A 14136-nucleotide genomic window follows, 5' to 3' on the forward strand; every position below is an offset into this window, starting at 1 on the left:
ATAAACGGCAATTCGCATTGCCGAAACCGTGCGGTATGTCGCACAATGACCACAGATTACACTGCAAAGATTCTCACAATGAGCAAATCATTACAAAAACCCACCATTCTGAAAGTGGAAACCGTCGCACAATCCCGACTGTTTAACGTAGAAAGCGTGGATCTGGAGTTCAGCAACGGCGTGCGTCGCGTGTATGAACGTATGCGACCATCAACCCGTGAGGCGGTAATGATTGTGCCGATCGTTGATGAGCATCTGATTCTTATTCGTGAGTATGCGGTGGGAACCGAATCCTATGAGCTGGGCTTCTCGAAAGGATTGATCGACCCGGGTGAGACCGTTTTTGAAGCGGCGAACCGGGAGCTCAAAGAAGAGGTCGGGTTTGGCGCGCATAACCTGACCTTCTTAAAAAAACTCAGCATGGCGCCCTCTTATTTTTCCAGCAGAATGAATATCGTGGTGGCGGAAGATCTCTATCCGGAGTCGCTGGAAGGCGACGAGCCTGAGCCATTGCCGCAGGTTCGCTGGCCGCTGGCGCATTTAATGGATCTGCTGGAAGACCCCGATTTTAACGAGGCCCGCAACGTCAGCGCGCTGTTTCTGGTACGCGAGTGGTTGAAAGCGCAGGGCCGAATTGCCTGATGGCGCTGCGTTGATCAAGCCAACGGAAAGTTCGTTTCCCCGTTCGCCGTCATCCGGCAAACACAATAAAAAAGGCGCCGGAGCGCCTTTTTTGATCAGAACAGTTCCTGTGTTTCACCATTATCAATAATGGTGGTTCCCACCTCGTGTACCGCCTGTTGTGTCGGCTGCGTGCCTTCGATGAAATACTCTTCACGGCTGTTACCGCCGCTCGCCAGTTGTCCGGTACTGCGGTCGATATTCACCGTGACGATGCCCGGCGGTGGCGTTAGCGGCTGTTCCGGCACGCCTTCCAGCACGGCTTTCATATAGGCGTCCCATGCAGGTTGCGCGCTCTTCGCGCCGCCCTCATAGCCGGAGATTTGATCTTTGATCGCGCCGGAAGCGGTGGTGCGGCCTAAATCACGGCGGTGATCGTCAAAGCCGATCCATACGGAAGTGACGACGCCAGGACCATAGCCGGAGAACCATGCGTCTTTCGAGCTGTTGGTCGTACCGGTTTTGCCGCCGATATCGCGACGTTTAAGGTCGCGCGCCGCACGCCAGCCGGTACCCATCCAGCCGGGTTCGCCGAAGATATTGGTGTTCAGCGCGCTTTTGATCAGAAACGCCAGCGGCGTATTAATCACATGCGGTGCGTACTCTTGCGTGCCGTTTTGCGCGACCAGCGCCTGGTTTGCCTGTTCCAGTTCAGGCATCGGTACGGCGCTGTTTTGCTGCTCTTGCGAAACCGCGACCTCTTCCACATTGGTGTTTTTCAGCACGTCGGATTTCTGCGTATTGCCGTAAATGACCGGGATATCGCACTCCGGGCAGGCGATTTTCGGTTTCGCTTCGAAGATCACGCCGCCCTGATCGTTCTCAATCTTGCTGATGAAATACGGGTCGATCAGGAAACCGCCGTTCGCCATCACCGCATAACCGCGCGCAACCTGCATCGGCGTGAAGGAGGCGGAGCCCAGCGCCAGCGATTCGGTATGCACGATATTCTGCGCCGGGAAGCCGAAGCGTTGCAGATACTCCGCCGCATAGTCGACGCCCATGGCGCGCATGGCGCGTACCATCACCACGTTTTTCGACTGCCCCAGCCCCTGGCGTAAACGAATCGGTCCGGCGTACTGCGGCGGGGAGTTTTTCGGACGCCAGTCTGAACCTGCCCCGGCGTCCCAGCGGGAAATCGGCACATCGTTGAGCATACTGGCGAGCGTTAGCCCTTTATCCATTGCGGCGGTGTAGAGGAACGGTTTGATGTTCGACCCCACCTGACGCAAAGCTTGCGTCGCGCGGTTAAATTTACTCTGATTAAAATCGAAACCGCCGACCAGCGCCAGTACCGCGCCTGTTTGCGGGTTAAGCGAAACCAGCGCGGAGTTCACTTCCGGTACCTGCGCCAGCCACCAGTCGTTATCCACCTGACGAACCCAGATTTGCTGACCTGTCTGGACGACATCGGTAACTTTACGCGGCGTCGGCCCCTGCTGTGTATCCGAGCGGTAAGGCCGCGCCCAACGCATTCCTTCCATATGTAGCGAAACGGACGTACCGTCGGCAAGCGCAGCGGTCGCCTCTTGCGGATTAGCGCTGGTGACCACGGCGGGAAGCAGCGGTCCGTAGGTCGGCAACGCTTTCAAGGTATCGGTAATTTTTTTACTGTCCCACGCCGTTTCGCCCACTTTCCATAGCACATTCGCCGGGCCGCGATAACCGTGGCGCATGTCATAGTCCAGCACGTTATTACGCACCGCCTGTTGCGCGGCCTGCTGCACTTTGCGGGTGATGGTCGTGTAAATACGATAACCATCTTCATAGGCGCTTTCGCCATAACGGTTATACATTTCCTGGCGCACCATTTCCGACAGATAAGGTGCGGAGAAGGCGATTTCCGGCGCGTGATAATTTGCGTCGATAGGTTCGCTACGGGCCTGATCGTACTGCGCCTGAGTGATATATCCCTCGCTTAACATTCGCGAAAGCACTACGTTACGGCGCGCTATCGCCCGATCCATCGAGTAGAGCGGGTTAAAGGTAGAAGGCGCTTTAGGTAGCCCGGCGATAACCGCCATTTCGCTTAGACTAAGCTGGTCGACTGTCTTACCAAAGTAGACCTGTGCCGCCGCGCCAACGCCATAGGCGCGGTAGCCGAGATAGATCTTGTTCAGATAGAGTTCGAGGATCTCATTTTTATTCAGCAACTGCTCAATACGAATCGCCAGAAACGCTTCCTTGATCTTGCGCATCAGCGTGCGTTCGGGGCTAAGGAAGAAGTTTCGCGCCAGTTGCTGGGTAATGGTACTTGCTCCCTGCGATGCGTGACCGGAGAAGAGCGCGACGCTGGCCGCACGGAAAATACCTACCGGGTCAATGCCGTGATGCTCATAAAAGCGGCTATCTTCGGTGGCGATAAAGGCGTTGATCATTTCCGGCGGAATTTGATCGAGCGTAACGGGAATACGGCGTTTTTCGCCATATTGCGCGATAAGTTCGCCATCCGCGCTGTAAACCTGCATCGGAATTTGCAAACGCACATCTTTCAATGTCGCGACGTCAGGTAGCTGTGGCTCAATATAGCGATAAAGGCCATAAATCGAGCCTGCTCCCAGCAGGATGCAACATACTGCAAGGATCAATAAATACTTTACGAACTTCACTGGAGATTTCCCATTTAGTGTCATTTGGGCAGTTTATAAACAAACGCGCGGTAGTATAAAGGCAAGCCAGACGCATTGATATACCCGTTAACGCGACGGGTGATAAGGAGATCGACCGTTATGGCTTTTAAAACCTGGCAAATAGGATTGCATATTCAGCAGCATGAAGCGCTGGCCATCGCCGTTATTCGCGGCGCATCGGGCTGGTCCCTGCAACGTTGGTGGCGACTGCCGCTAATGAACGCCTCCACGGCAGAGGGTACGATTCCTGACCCGCAATCGCTGGCTCACGTACTGCGACCCTGGAGCCGCGAGCTGCCGCTACGTCACCGTATTTATCTCTCTTTTCCCGCAAATCGGACATTGCAACGCGCTTTTCCACATCCGCCGATGCGTCTGCGGGAACGTGAGCAAGTCGCATGGCTTTCACAAACGATGGCGCGTGAGCTGGATATGGATCCGGACTTATTGGTTTCGACTTTCAGGACGATGCGCTGAGCCCCGCGTTCAACGTTACCGCCGTGCAAAGCAAAGAAATTTCAGAGCTGTTAACGCTGGCGCAAACGCTCAATGTGCGCATCGCTGCTGTAACGCCCGATGCCTGCGCGTTACAGCGCTTGCTGCCGTTTATACCTTCGGGGCGGCAATGTCTGGTCTGGCGCGATGAGAGCCAGTGGCTGTGGGCGACGCGCTATGCGTGGGGGCGTAAATCGGCGCGAGAGGCGACGACGCTGCATGACCTTGCCGCGACGTTATCCGTCGTGCCGGAACATATTTCGTTATGCGCCGAAGGCGAATTCGACCCCTGGCGCGCCGTTACCGTCCGCCAACCGCCGGTTCCGCCGGACGGTTATCGCTTTGCGATTGCGCTGGGTTTAGCCATGGGGGAGATACGCTGATGGCGCATTCTGTCAATTTGCTCCCCTGGCGGCGCCAACATTACGTAGCGCGTCTGCGGCTGTGGTGCGTGGTATGGGGCGCGTCCCTGCTGCTGATAGCAAGCCTCGCGACGATCGCCCGGTTGGTTTTTTGGCAGGAGGGGAGGATTAATGAACTGCTACTGACGGCGGAAAACGGACGCACGACGGCGCTTGCGGCGAACATACCGCAGTTGCAGCAGCGTCAGCGGCAGCAACAGGCGCGATTACAACGTCAGGCGCAGCGTGAACTGACGCAAGCCTGGCAATCTATCTTGACTGACCTTGCCAACCTGTTGCCAGAGCAGGCATGGCTGACAAGCCTCAATTATCAGCAAGAGACGCTAGAGCTGGAAGGGCTGGCGAGAACGTTTGACGCCCTGCTTACGCTTGAAACATCACTTCGTCACTATGTCAGTTTTCCGCTAAACCGCACGGGCGCCACGCGGCAGGATGCGCAAGGGCGCTGGCAGTTCCATTATCAGTTAACGAGGAGCGCCGCCCGTGAACGCGCTCTTTGATATCTGGTACGGGATGTCGCGCCGTGGTCGGGTTTTTTGTTGGTGTGCAGGCGTGCTGTGCCTGACGCTGACGGTCGCGTTATCTGTGGGCTATCCCGGCTGGAAAACGCTGGATACGCAACAAACGCGGTTAAGCCAGCAGCGCGAGGCCGCCCGGCAACAGTGGCGACATCTGCGCCGTCTGAGCGTCGCGGCTGAACCGCTTTTCGGGGGCACCGTGGAAAATCCGCGTCCTTTTTCGCCGTTAGATTTCCAGGCGCCTCCCCTGCGTTTGCTGCACTGGCAGCCATCGGCGCAGGGGGGAGAAATGGCGCTGAAAACGTCCTGGGATGCGGTGCCGTCGCTGTTTGTCCGGTTGGCCGAAAGCGAGATGAGCGTAAGTCGGTTTTCATTGCGTAAAGAGGGGGCGGAATTATTGATAACGCTGCAACTGGAGCGCCTGGCGAATGAAGGCTAGCCGCAGTGTATTGCTCTGTTTTTGTTTGCTGACGTTGACGGGAATGCGCGATCCCTTCCGCCCGCCGGAAGATCGCTGCCGGATAGCCGAACTCTCGCAGTGGCGGTATCAGGGCGCGGTGCGTAAAGGCGAGCGATGGACAGGCATTCTTAAAGACAGCCAGCAAAAATGGCGGCGAGTGGAAGAAGGGCAGACGCTGGAAAACGGTTGGACGATTGTCCGCCTGACGGCGGAAGCCTTAACGTTAACGACCGGTAAAAATTGTGCGCCGCCGCAGTGGCGGTGGCTACGTCAGGGAGCGGACAATGAAGCGATGGATAGCCATAATACTGATAGCCTTGATGCCCGCCGCGCAGGCGGGAAAAGCGGCGAAAGTGACGCTAGTGGTTGATGACGTTCCTGTGGTGCAGGTTTTGCAGGCTTTAGCCGAACAGGAGCGGCAGAATCTGGTGGTGTCGCCGGACGTCAGCGGGACATTATCGCTACATCTGACGGATGTGCCGTGGAAACAGGCGCTTCAGACGGTGGTCAATAGCGCGGGGCTGGTGCTGCGTCAGGAGGGGAATATTCTCCATGTTCATTCACAGGCCTGGCAGAAAGAACACAGTGCGCGGCAGGATGCCGAGCGGTTAAGGCTTCAGGCTAATTTACCGCTGGAAAACCGCAGCATTAGCCTGCAATACGTCGATACCGGCGAACTGGCGAAAGCGGGCGAGAAACTCCTGAGCGCGAAGGGAACCATCATGGTAGATAAGCGCACCAACCGCCTGCTGTTGCGCGATAACCGCGCGGCCCTGGCGGAGCTGGAAAAATGGGTATCGCAAATGGATCTGCCGGTGGCGCAGGTGGAGCTGGCGGCGCATATCGTCACCATTAACGAAAAGAGTCTACGGGAACTGGGCGTAAAGTGGACGCTGGCTGACGCGACGCAAGCGGGCGCGGTGGGTGACGTGACGACGCTTTCCAGTGATTTATCCGTCGCCGCCGCCACCTCACGCGTCGGGTTTAACATCGGGCGCATTAACGGACGCCTGCTGGATTTAGAGCTGTCAGCGCTGGAACAAAAGCAGCAGTTGGATATTATCGCCAGCCCCCGGCTGCTGGCTTCGCATCTACAGCCAGCCAGTATCAAGCAAGGCAGCGAAATTCCTTATCAGGTTTCCAGCGGCGAAAGCGGCGCGACCTCCGTGGAATTTAAAGAAGCGGTACTGGGAATGGAGGTGACGCCCACCGTTTTGCAAAAAGGGCGCATCCGCCTGAAGTTACATATCAGCCAGAATGTCCCCGGTCAGGTACTACAACAGGCTGACGGCGAAGTGCTGGCGATAGATAAACAGGAAATTGAAACGCAGGTAGAGGTAAAAAGCGGCGAGACGCTGGCGCTGGGCGGCATTTTTTCGCGAAAAAATAAATCGGGTAGCGATAGCGTGCCGCTGTTGGGGGATATTCCCTGGCTTGGTCAGCTCTTCCGCCATGACGGCAAAGAGGACGAGCGACGCGAATTAGTGGTGTTTATCACCCCCAGACTGGTGGCGACAGAATAATTTATGCATAAAAAAGCGCTGTTTTTGCACTGAACGCATCTGCGGGATTTGACGTGCGGATGTATTTAGCATACAAGGAGTACCGATTTGAGAGTCGTGCTTTTCGTTGCTTACGCATTGATTAATGCGCTTTGCCTTGCCGAAGGTGTGCATAAGACCGATGATAAACGGCTGAATGTCCGCTGATGCAGACGTATTGGTTCTGCGGATTGCGCACAATTGTTTGAAAGTAGAGCAATTTGTAGGCCGGATATGTTGTTCTGGTCGCCATTCGGCAACGCTAACTCGGGTTTTGCAACAATCAGGCTTGGTGATTTATTCAGTTGCCAAACCCGCTTGAGTATTGAGATAATTTTCAGTCTGACTCTCGCAATATCTTATGAGGTTTCAGTTCATGTCCTGCTGCGCTGGGTGTCTGTGAAGCGGGTTTACCATTAACGAATAGTCTTAGTAGTACCGAAAAAATGGCAGAGAAACGCAATATCTTTCTGGTTGGGCCTATGGGTGCCGGAAAAAGCACTATTGGGCGCCAGTTAGCTCAACAACTCAATATGGAATTTTACGATTCTGATCAAGAGATTGAGAAACGAACCGGAGCTGATGTGGGCTGGGTCTTCGATGTTGAAGGTGAAGACGGCTTCCGTAATCGTGAAGAAAAAGTTATCAACGAATTGACGGAAAAACAGGGTATTGTGCTGGCAACCGGCGGTGGCTCTGTAAAATCGCGTGAAACGCGTAACCGTCTCTCCGCGCGTGGCGTCGTGGTCTACCTTGAAACGACCATCGAAAAACAACTGGCGCGCACGCAGCGTGATAAAAAACGCCCGCTGTTGCAGGTTGAAGCACCGCCTCGCGAAGTTCTGGAAGCGCTGGCTAACGAACGCAATCCGCTGTACGAAGAGATTGCCGACGTCACCATTCGCACCGACGATCAAAGCGCTAAGGTTGTGGCAAACCAGATTATTCATATGCTGGAAAGCAACTAATTCAAGCAGAATACGCTGGGTAAGCGGGCACAAGTAACTAAGGTGGATGTCGCGTCATGGAGAGGATTACAGTCACTCTCGGGGAACGTAGTTACCCGATCACCATCGCGGCTGGTTTGTTTAACGAACCAGCTTCATTCTTGCCGCTGAAATCAGGCGATCAGGTCATGTTAGTGACCAACGAAACCCTGGCGCCGCTTTATCTGGACAAGGTTCGCGGCGTGCTCGAACGGGCGGGCGTTAACGTAGACAGCGTGATTCTTCCTGACGGCGAGCAGTATAAGAGCCTGACGGTGCTGGATACGGTGTTTACGGCGTTACTGAAAAAACCGCATGGTCGTGATACCACTCTGGTCGCGCTTGGCGGCGGCGTGATTGGCGATCTCACCGGTTTTGCGGCGGCCAGCTACCAGCGAGGCGTTCGTTTCATCCAGGTACCAACTACCTTACTGTCGCAGGTTGATTCTTCCGTGGGCGGGAAAACCGCCGTCAACCATCCCCTTGGCAAAAACATGATTGGCGCGTTTTACCAACCCGCTTCTGTGGTTGTCGATCTTGATTGCCTGAAAACGCTTCCCGCACGCGAACTGGCATCGGGGCTGGCAGAGGTGATCAAATACGGCATTATACTCGACGCAGACTTCTTCACCTGGCTTGAGGGTAATCTGGATGCGCTATTGCGTCTGGACGGCCCGGCGATGGCGTACTGTATTCGTCGTTGTTGCGAGCTGAAAGCCGAAGTTGTTGCCGCCGACGAGCGTGAAGCGGGCTTACGTGCTTTACTGAATCTTGGGCATACCTTTGGTCACGCCATTGAAGCGGAAATGGGATATGGCAATTGGTTACATGGTGAAGCCGTTGCCGCAGGTATAGTGATGGCTGCGCGCGCATCCGAGCGTTTGGGGCAGTTCAGTTCTGCTGATACGCAGCGCATCATCGCGCTACTCGAACGAGCCGGGTTGCCAGTCAATGGCCCTTGCGAGATGTCCGCGCAAGACTATTTGCCGCACATGCTGCGAGATAAAAAAGTGTTAGCGGGGGAGCTGCGTTTAGTGCTTCCGCTGGCCATAGGGAAAAGTGAAGTGCGCGGCGGAGTGTCGCACGAAGTCGTTCTTAGCGCGATTGCTGACTGTCAGCAGGCGTAACAACAAGAAAGGTCAGACTGATATTGCGTAGATGTCAGTTTTTTAGCTTCAGGTTATGTGCAATGTCGTAAGCATTAACCTTTGAGTGGGGTGTTAAATGGATGAATTCAAACCAGAAGACGAGCTGAAACCCGATCCCAGCGATCGTCGTACTGGTCGTTCTCGTCAATCTTCAGAACGCGATAATGAGCCGCAGATCAACTTTGATGACGTTGATCTGGATGCCGACGATCGCCGTCCGACGCGTACGCGTAAAGCGCGTAGTGAAGAACCTGAAGTTGAAGAAGAGTACGAATCCGATGAAGACGATACGGTGGACGAAGAGCGTGTTGAACGCCGCCCACGTAAGCGTAAAAAAGCGGCCCATAAGCCAGCCTCTCGTCAGTACATGATGATGGGCGTTGGCGTACTGGTGCTGCTGTTGATTATCGGTATCGGCTCCGCGCTGAAAGCCCCCTCAACGTCTTCCAGCGAGCCGTCGGCCTCTGGCGAAAAGAGTATCGATCTTTCCGGTAACGCCGCCGATCAGGCGAATGCGACCCAGCCTGCTCCGGGCGCCACCTCCGCAGAACAAACCGCGGGCAATACGTCGCAGGATATTTCGTTGCCGCCGATTTCTTCAACGCCGACGCAGGGACAGTCGCCTGTGGTCGCTGACGGTCAGCAGCGCGTGGAAGTGCAGGGCGATCTGAATAATGCGCTGACGCAGAATCCAGAGCAGATGAACAATGTTGCGGTGAACTCTACGTTGCCGACAGAGCCTGCAACCGTCGCACCAGTTCGCAATGGCAGCACGACGCGTCAGGCGCCGGTTAGCGAACCTGCCGAGCGTCATACCACGCGTCCGGAACGTAAACAGGCCGTCATTGAACCTAAGAAACCGCAGACCACGGCGAAAACCACGACTGCGGAGCCGAAGAAACCGGTCGCGCCAGTGAAACGCACGGAACCGGCAGCGCCAGCCGCGACGCCGAAAGCGACCACCACGACGGCTGCGCCGACAGCGACGGCAAGCGCTGCGCCGGTACAAACCGCGAAGCCAGCGCAAGCCTCGACGACGCCTGTCGCAGGCGGCGGGAAAAGCGCTGGCAACGTTGGCGCCTTAAAGAGCGCGCCATCCAGCCACTACACATTGCAGCTCAGTAGTTCTTCAAATTACGACAACCTGAACGGTTGGGCGAAGAAAGAGAACCTGAAAAATTATGTGGTATACGAGACGACGCGTAATGGACAACCGTGGTATGTGCTGGTAACGGGGATGTATGCTTCGAAAGAAGATGCTAAACGTGCGGTGTCCACCTTACCTGCCGATGTGCAGGCGAAAAACCCGTGGGCAAAACCGTTGCATCAGGTTCAGGCCGATCTGAAATAATCCAGGCTGTGTCCTGCAATTGCCTGTGAGTGTCGCTGACAGCTATTTTTGTTCAGGACAGGCGCGAGGGGCGCATTTGCTACCGTCAAATGCGCCGTAAAGCAACGCGGCACAGCCTAAAGCGCAGGATGCTGTCGGAGCTTTCTCCACAGCCGGAGAAGGTGTAATTAGTTAGTCAGCATGAAAAAAAATCGCGCTTTTTTGAAGTGGGCAGGGGGAAAATACCCTCTGCTTGATGATATCAAACGACATTTGCCAAAAGGCGAGTGCCTTGTCGAACCTTTTGTGGGTGCCGGATCGGTGTTTCTTAACACCGACTTTTCTCGTTATATCCTCGCCGATATCAACAGCGACCTTATTAGCCTCTATAACATCGTGAAGTTACGTACTGACGAGTATGTACAGGCTTCGCGCGAGCTGTTTATGCCTGAAACTAACCAGGCTGAGGTCTATTACCAACTCCGTGAGGAGTTCAACACCTGCCAGGACCCCTTTCGTCGGGCGGTACTGTTTTTATATCTGAATCGCTACGGTTATAACGGACTCTGTCGCTATAACTTACGTGGGGAATTTAATGTACCGTTTGGTCGTTATAAAAGACCTTACTTCCCGGAAGCGGAGTTGTACCACTTTGCAGAAAAAGCGCAGAATGCGTTCTTTTACTGTGAGTCATACGCAGACAGTATGGCGCGTGCGGACAAGTCGTCGGTGGTCTATTGCGATCCGCCTTATGCGCCGTTGTCCGCCACGGCTAACTTCACAGCGTATCACACCAATAGTTTTAGCCTGACGCAACAAGCGCATCTGGCGGAAATCGCTGAGAATCTGGTCAGTAACCGGATACCAGTGCTCATTTCCAACCATGATACGGCGCTCACACGCGAGTGGTATCAACTCGCAAAATTGCATGTCGTCAAAGTTAGACGCAGTATAAGCAGCAACGGCGGCACACGTAAAAAGGTGGACGAACTGCTGGCTCTGTACCGACCAGGAGTCGCAACGCCTGCAAGAAAATAATTCTCAAGGAGAAGCGGATGAAACAGTATTTGATTGCCCCCTCAATTCTGTCGGCTGATTTTGCTCGCCTGGGTGAAGACACCGCCAAAGCGCTGGCTGCTGGTGCTGATGTTGTACACTTTGACGTCATGGATAATCACTATGTGCCGAACCTGACTATCGGCCCGATGGTGCTGAAATCCCTGCGTCAGTACGGTATTACCGCGCCTATTGATGTCCACCTGATGGTCAAACCAGTCGACCGTATCGTGCCCGACTTTGCCGCCGCTGGCGCGAGCATCATTACCTTTCACCCGGAAGCCTCCGAACATGTTGACCGCACGCTACAGCTGATTAAAGAACACGGCTGTAAAGCGGGGCTGGTATTCAATCCGGCAACGTCGCTCAGTTATCTCGATTACGTCATGGACAAACTGGATGTGATCCTGCTGATGTCCGTGAACCCAGGCTTCGGTGGCCAGTCTTTTATTCCGCAGACGCTGGATAAACTGCGCGAAGTGCGTCGCCGCATTGATGCGTCCGGTTACGACATTCGCCTGGAAGTGGACGGCGGCGTGAAGGTGAACAATATCGGCGAGATCGCCGCAGCTGGTGCGGACATGTTTGTTGCGGGGTCGGCAATTTTCGATAAACCCGACTACAAAAAAGTGATTGATGAAATGCGCAGTGAGCTGGCAAAGGTAAGTCATGAATAAGTTGCAGAATATTCGGGGCGTCGCCTTTGATCTTGACGGTACGCTGGTGGATAGCGCGCCGGGTCTTGCCGCGGCGGTGGATATGGCGCTGTATGCGCTGGAACTGCCGGTCGCGGGCGAGGAGCGCGTGATTACCTGGATTGGTAACGGCGCAGACGTATTGATGGAACGCGCGCTGACCTGGGCTCGCCAAGAGCGCGCCACGCTGCGTAAGACTATGGGGAAACCGCCCGTTGATGAAGATATTCCTGCCGAGGAACAGGTACGCATTCTGCGTAAACTGTTCGACAGGTATTATGGCGAAGTGGCGGAAGAGGGCACCTTTTTATTTCCGCATGTCGCCGACACGCTGGGCGCGCTGCACGCCAGCGGATTGTCATTAGGTCTGGTGACGAATAAGCCGACGCCGTTCGTCGCGCCGTTGCTGGAATCGCTTGATATCGCCAAATACTTTAGCGTGGTTATCGGCGGCGATGATGTGCAAAATAAGAAGCCGCATCCAGAGCCGTTGTTGCTGGTGGCAAGCCGACTGGGCATGACGCCGGAGCAGATGCTTTTTGTCGGCGATTCGCGTAATGATATTCAGGCCGCAAAAGCGGCGGGCTGCCCTTCGGTTGGCCTGACATACGGCTACAATTATGGCGAAGCGATCGCCCTTAGCGAGCCGGACGTCATTTATGACAGTTTTAACGACCTTTTGCCCGCACTTGGGCTTCCGCATAGCGATAACCAGGAAATAAAAAATGACTAAGCCCATCGTTTTTAGTGGCGCACAGCCCTCAGGTGAATTGACCATTGGCAACTATATGGGGGCATTGCGTCAGTGGGTAAACATGCAGGATGACTATCATTGCATCTACTGCATCGTAGACCAACATGCTATTACCGTACGTCAGGACGCGCAGCAGCTACGTAAAGCGACGCTGGATACGCTGGCGCTGTACCTGGCATGCGGTATTGATCCTGAAAAGAGCACTATTTTCGTTCAGTCCCATGTGCCGGAACATGCGCAGCTTGGCTGGGCGCTAAACTGCTATACCTATTTCGGCGAGCTGAGCCGTATGACGCAGTTTAAAGATAAATCTGCGCGCTATGCGGAAAACATTAACGCCGGCCTGTTTGATTACCCGGTGTTGATGGCGGCAGACATCCTGTTGTACCAAACCAATCTGGTGCCGGTAGGCGAAGATCAGAAGCAGCATCTGGAACTGAGCCGCGATATCGCCCAGCGTTTTAACGGGCTGTATGGCGATATTTTCAAAGTACCGGAACCGTTTATTCCAAAATCCGGCGCGCGAGTGATGTCGCTGCTGGAGCCGACAAAGAAAATGTCCAAATCGGACGATAACCGTAATAACGTGATCGGCCTGCTGGAAGATCCGAAATCGGTAGTGAAGAAAATCAAACGTGCGGTCACTGACTCCGACGAGCCGCCGGTAGTGCGTTATGATGTGAAAGAGAAAGTGGGTGTCTCTAACCTGCTGGATATCCTTTCCGCCGTGACCGGTCAGAGCATTCCTGAACTGGAAAAACAGTTTGAAGGTAAAATGTATGGCCATTTGAAAGGCGAAGTGGCGGAGGCGGTTTCCGGAATGCTGTCTGAGTTGCAGGAGCGCTATCACCGTTTCCGCAACGACGAAGCGTTCTTGCAGAAGGTGATGAAAGACGGGGCGGAAAAAGCCAGCGCACGTGCGGCCGAAACGCTGAAAGCCGTTTACGAAGCCATTGGTTTTGTGGCGAAACCGTAAGGGTTATTGCTTGCCCGATGGCGTTAGCTTATCGGGCCTACAAACGAGCGTAAGTTGGACAAGGCATTTGTGCCGTACCGTTTAATCAGACCTGTAAAAAAACCGGGAAAATCCCGGTTTTTTTGTATCTGCGCAGTCGTTTCTATTATTGATCGGCAGCCGGGCCGCAACCGCCAATAATTTTAGAAATAGAAATTGCAGGGTGCAGAAAATAATCGTAGCTGCAGTTATTTTTTTGTTTTCGATATGACCAGTACAAGCAGTGAGCGTCGCCAGAACCCCTGCCACAACGGCAATTTTTACAAATTTAAACATTTCAAAATCCTTGTTGATAAAACGAGCACTACTGGTGGAATAAATATAAGATCTATTTAGCATATAGTACGATAGCAATTATTAAACTATACAGGTAGTCCAAATAAGGACTTTATCTTTACCAGAGGA

At 54.3% G+C, this 14136-nt stretch carries 13 protein-coding genes and 2 pseudogenes; 13 read left to right on the plus strand and 2 right to left on the minus strand.

Going from position 1 to position 14136, the window contains the following annotated elements:
* Window positions 1–78 precede the first annotated feature (78 nt).
* Window positions 79–642 (plus strand): ADP compounds hydrolase NudE, encoded by a 564-nt coding sequence (gene nudE, locus J4685_RS20560; protein WP_000045729.1) that lies wholly within the window; start codon window positions 79–81, stop codon window positions 640–642.
* A gap of 95 nt (window positions 643–737) precedes the next feature.
* Here the strand turns inward: nudE and mrcA are convergent, their stop codons facing one another.
* On the minus strand, window positions 738–3290 hold the full coding sequence (gene mrcA, locus J4685_RS20565) for a peptidoglycan glycosyltransferase/peptidoglycan DD-transpeptidase MrcA (RefSeq protein ID WP_000673811.1): 2553 nt from the start codon (window positions 3288–3290) through the stop codon (window positions 738–740).
* Window positions 3291–3410: 120 nt separating this feature from the next.
* On the opposite strand from mrcA, the pseudogene J4685_RS20570 reads away from it, so the two are divergent.
* From J4685_RS20570 to trpS, 12 genes and pseudogenes are all read left to right on the plus strand, one after another.
* Window positions 3411–4189: pseudogene (locus J4685_RS20570) on the plus strand (DNA utilization protein HofM).
* Entirely contained in the window at window positions 4189–4728 is a 540-nt protein-coding gene (locus J4685_RS20575; protein ID WP_000951390.1) for a PilN domain-containing protein, read from the plus strand. The pseudogene J4685_RS20570 and the gene J4685_RS20575 overlap by 1 nt, the downstream one beginning before the upstream one ends.
* Window positions 4712–5185, plus strand: coding sequence for a hypothetical protein (locus J4685_RS20580; RefSeq protein ID WP_000992485.1), 474 nt, complete (start codon window positions 4712–4714; stop codon window positions 5183–5185). Before J4685_RS20575 ends, J4685_RS20580 begins: the two co-directional genes overlap by 17 nt.
* Window positions 5175–5576, plus strand: coding sequence for a HofP DNA utilization family protein (locus J4685_RS20585; protein ID WP_000648141.1), 402 nt, complete (start codon window positions 5175–5177; stop codon window positions 5574–5576). The genes J4685_RS20580 and J4685_RS20585 overlap by 11 nt, the downstream gene beginning before the upstream one ends.
* Window positions 5491–6729: a DNA uptake porin HofQ gene (hofQ, locus tag J4685_RS20590; protein ID WP_000832800.1), complete on the plus strand. Its 1239-nt coding sequence runs from the start codon at window positions 5491–5493 to the stop codon at window positions 6727–6729. Before J4685_RS20585 ends, hofQ begins: the two co-directional genes overlap by 86 nt.
* Window positions 6730–7193: 464 nt before the next feature.
* Window positions 7194–7715, plus strand: coding sequence for a shikimate kinase AroK (aroK, locus tag J4685_RS20595; protein WP_000818621.1), 522 nt, complete (start codon window positions 7194–7196; stop codon window positions 7713–7715).
* 56 nt (window positions 7716–7771) lie between these two features.
* On the plus strand, window positions 7772–8860 hold the full coding sequence (aroB, locus tag J4685_RS20600; RefSeq protein ID WP_000439824.1) for a 3-dehydroquinate synthase: 1089 nt from the start codon (window positions 7772–7774) through the stop codon (window positions 8858–8860).
* A gap of 97 nt (window positions 8861–8957) precedes the next feature.
* Window positions 8958–10232, plus strand: coding sequence for a cell division protein DamX (gene damX / locus J4685_RS20605; RefSeq protein ID WP_000343132.1), 1275 nt, complete (start codon window positions 8958–8960; stop codon window positions 10230–10232).
* 180 nt (window positions 10233–10412) lie between these two features.
* Window positions 10413–11249 (plus strand): adenine-specific DNA-methyltransferase, encoded by an 837-nt coding sequence (dam, locus tag J4685_RS20610; protein WP_000742133.1) that lies wholly within the window; start codon window positions 10413–10415, stop codon window positions 11247–11249.
* A gap of 17 nt (window positions 11250–11266) precedes the next feature.
* Window positions 11267–11944, plus strand: a complete 678-nt coding sequence (gene rpe / locus J4685_RS20615) for a ribulose-phosphate 3-epimerase (RefSeq protein ID WP_000816285.1) — start codon at window positions 11267–11269, stop codon at window positions 11942–11944.
* Window positions 11937–12695, plus strand: a complete 759-nt coding sequence (gene gph, locus J4685_RS20620) for a phosphoglycolate phosphatase (protein ID WP_001038039.1) — start codon at window positions 11937–11939, stop codon at window positions 12693–12695. The genes rpe and gph overlap by 8 nt, the downstream gene beginning before the upstream one ends.
* Entirely contained in the window at window positions 12688–13692 is a 1005-nt protein-coding gene (gene trpS, locus J4685_RS20625) for a tryptophan--tRNA ligase (RefSeq protein ID WP_000165563.1), read from the plus strand. Before gph ends, trpS begins: the two co-directional genes overlap by 8 nt.
* A 145-nt stretch (window positions 13693–13837) precedes the next feature.
* Here the strand turns inward: trpS and J4685_RS22810 are convergent.
* Window positions 13838–14007, minus strand: a pseudogene (locus tag J4685_RS22810) (YhfL family protein).
* Between the last annotated feature and the right edge of the window lie 129 nt (window positions 14008–14136).

This window comes from Salmonella sp. 32100201201700099SM (assembly GCF_017572645.1).
In the GTDB taxonomy this organism is placed as follows: domain Bacteria; phylum Pseudomonadota; class Gammaproteobacteria; order Enterobacterales; family Enterobacteriaceae; genus Salmonella; species Salmonella enterica.

Coding starts and splice junctions, on each gene's coding strand:
- nudE (WP_000045729.1), top strand. CDS start 79: ATGAGCAAATCATTACAAAAACCCACCATTCTGAAAGTGGAAACCGTC.
- J4685_RS20575 (WP_000951390.1), top strand. CDS start 4,189: ATGGCGCATTCTGTCAATTTGCTCCCCTGGCGGCGCCAACATTACGTA.
- J4685_RS20585 (WP_000648141.1), top strand. CDS start 5,175: ATGAAGGCTAGCCGCAGTGTATTGCTCTGTTTTTGTTTGCTGACGTTG.
- hofQ (WP_000832800.1), top strand. CDS start 5,491: ATGAAGCGATGGATAGCCATAATACTGATAGCCTTGATGCCCGCCGCG.
- aroK (WP_000818621.1), top strand. CDS start 7,194: ATGGCAGAGAAACGCAATATCTTTCTGGTTGGGCCTATGGGTGCCGGA.
- aroB (WP_000439824.1), top strand. CDS start 7,772: ATGGAGAGGATTACAGTCACTCTCGGGGAACGTAGTTACCCGATCACC.
- damX (WP_000343132.1), top strand. CDS start 8,958: ATGGATGAATTCAAACCAGAAGACGAGCTGAAACCCGATCCCAGCGAT.
- dam (WP_000742133.1), top strand. CDS start 10,413: ATGAAAAAAAATCGCGCTTTTTTGAAGTGGGCAGGGGGAAAATACCCT.
- rpe (WP_000816285.1), top strand. CDS start 11,267: ATGAAACAGTATTTGATTGCCCCCTCAATTCTGTCGGCTGATTTTGCT.
- gph (WP_001038039.1), top strand. CDS start 11,937: ATGAATAAGTTGCAGAATATTCGGGGCGTCGCCTTTGATCTTGACGGT.
- trpS (WP_000165563.1), top strand. CDS start 12,688: ATGACTAAGCCCATCGTTTTTAGTGGCGCACAGCCCTCAGGTGAATTG.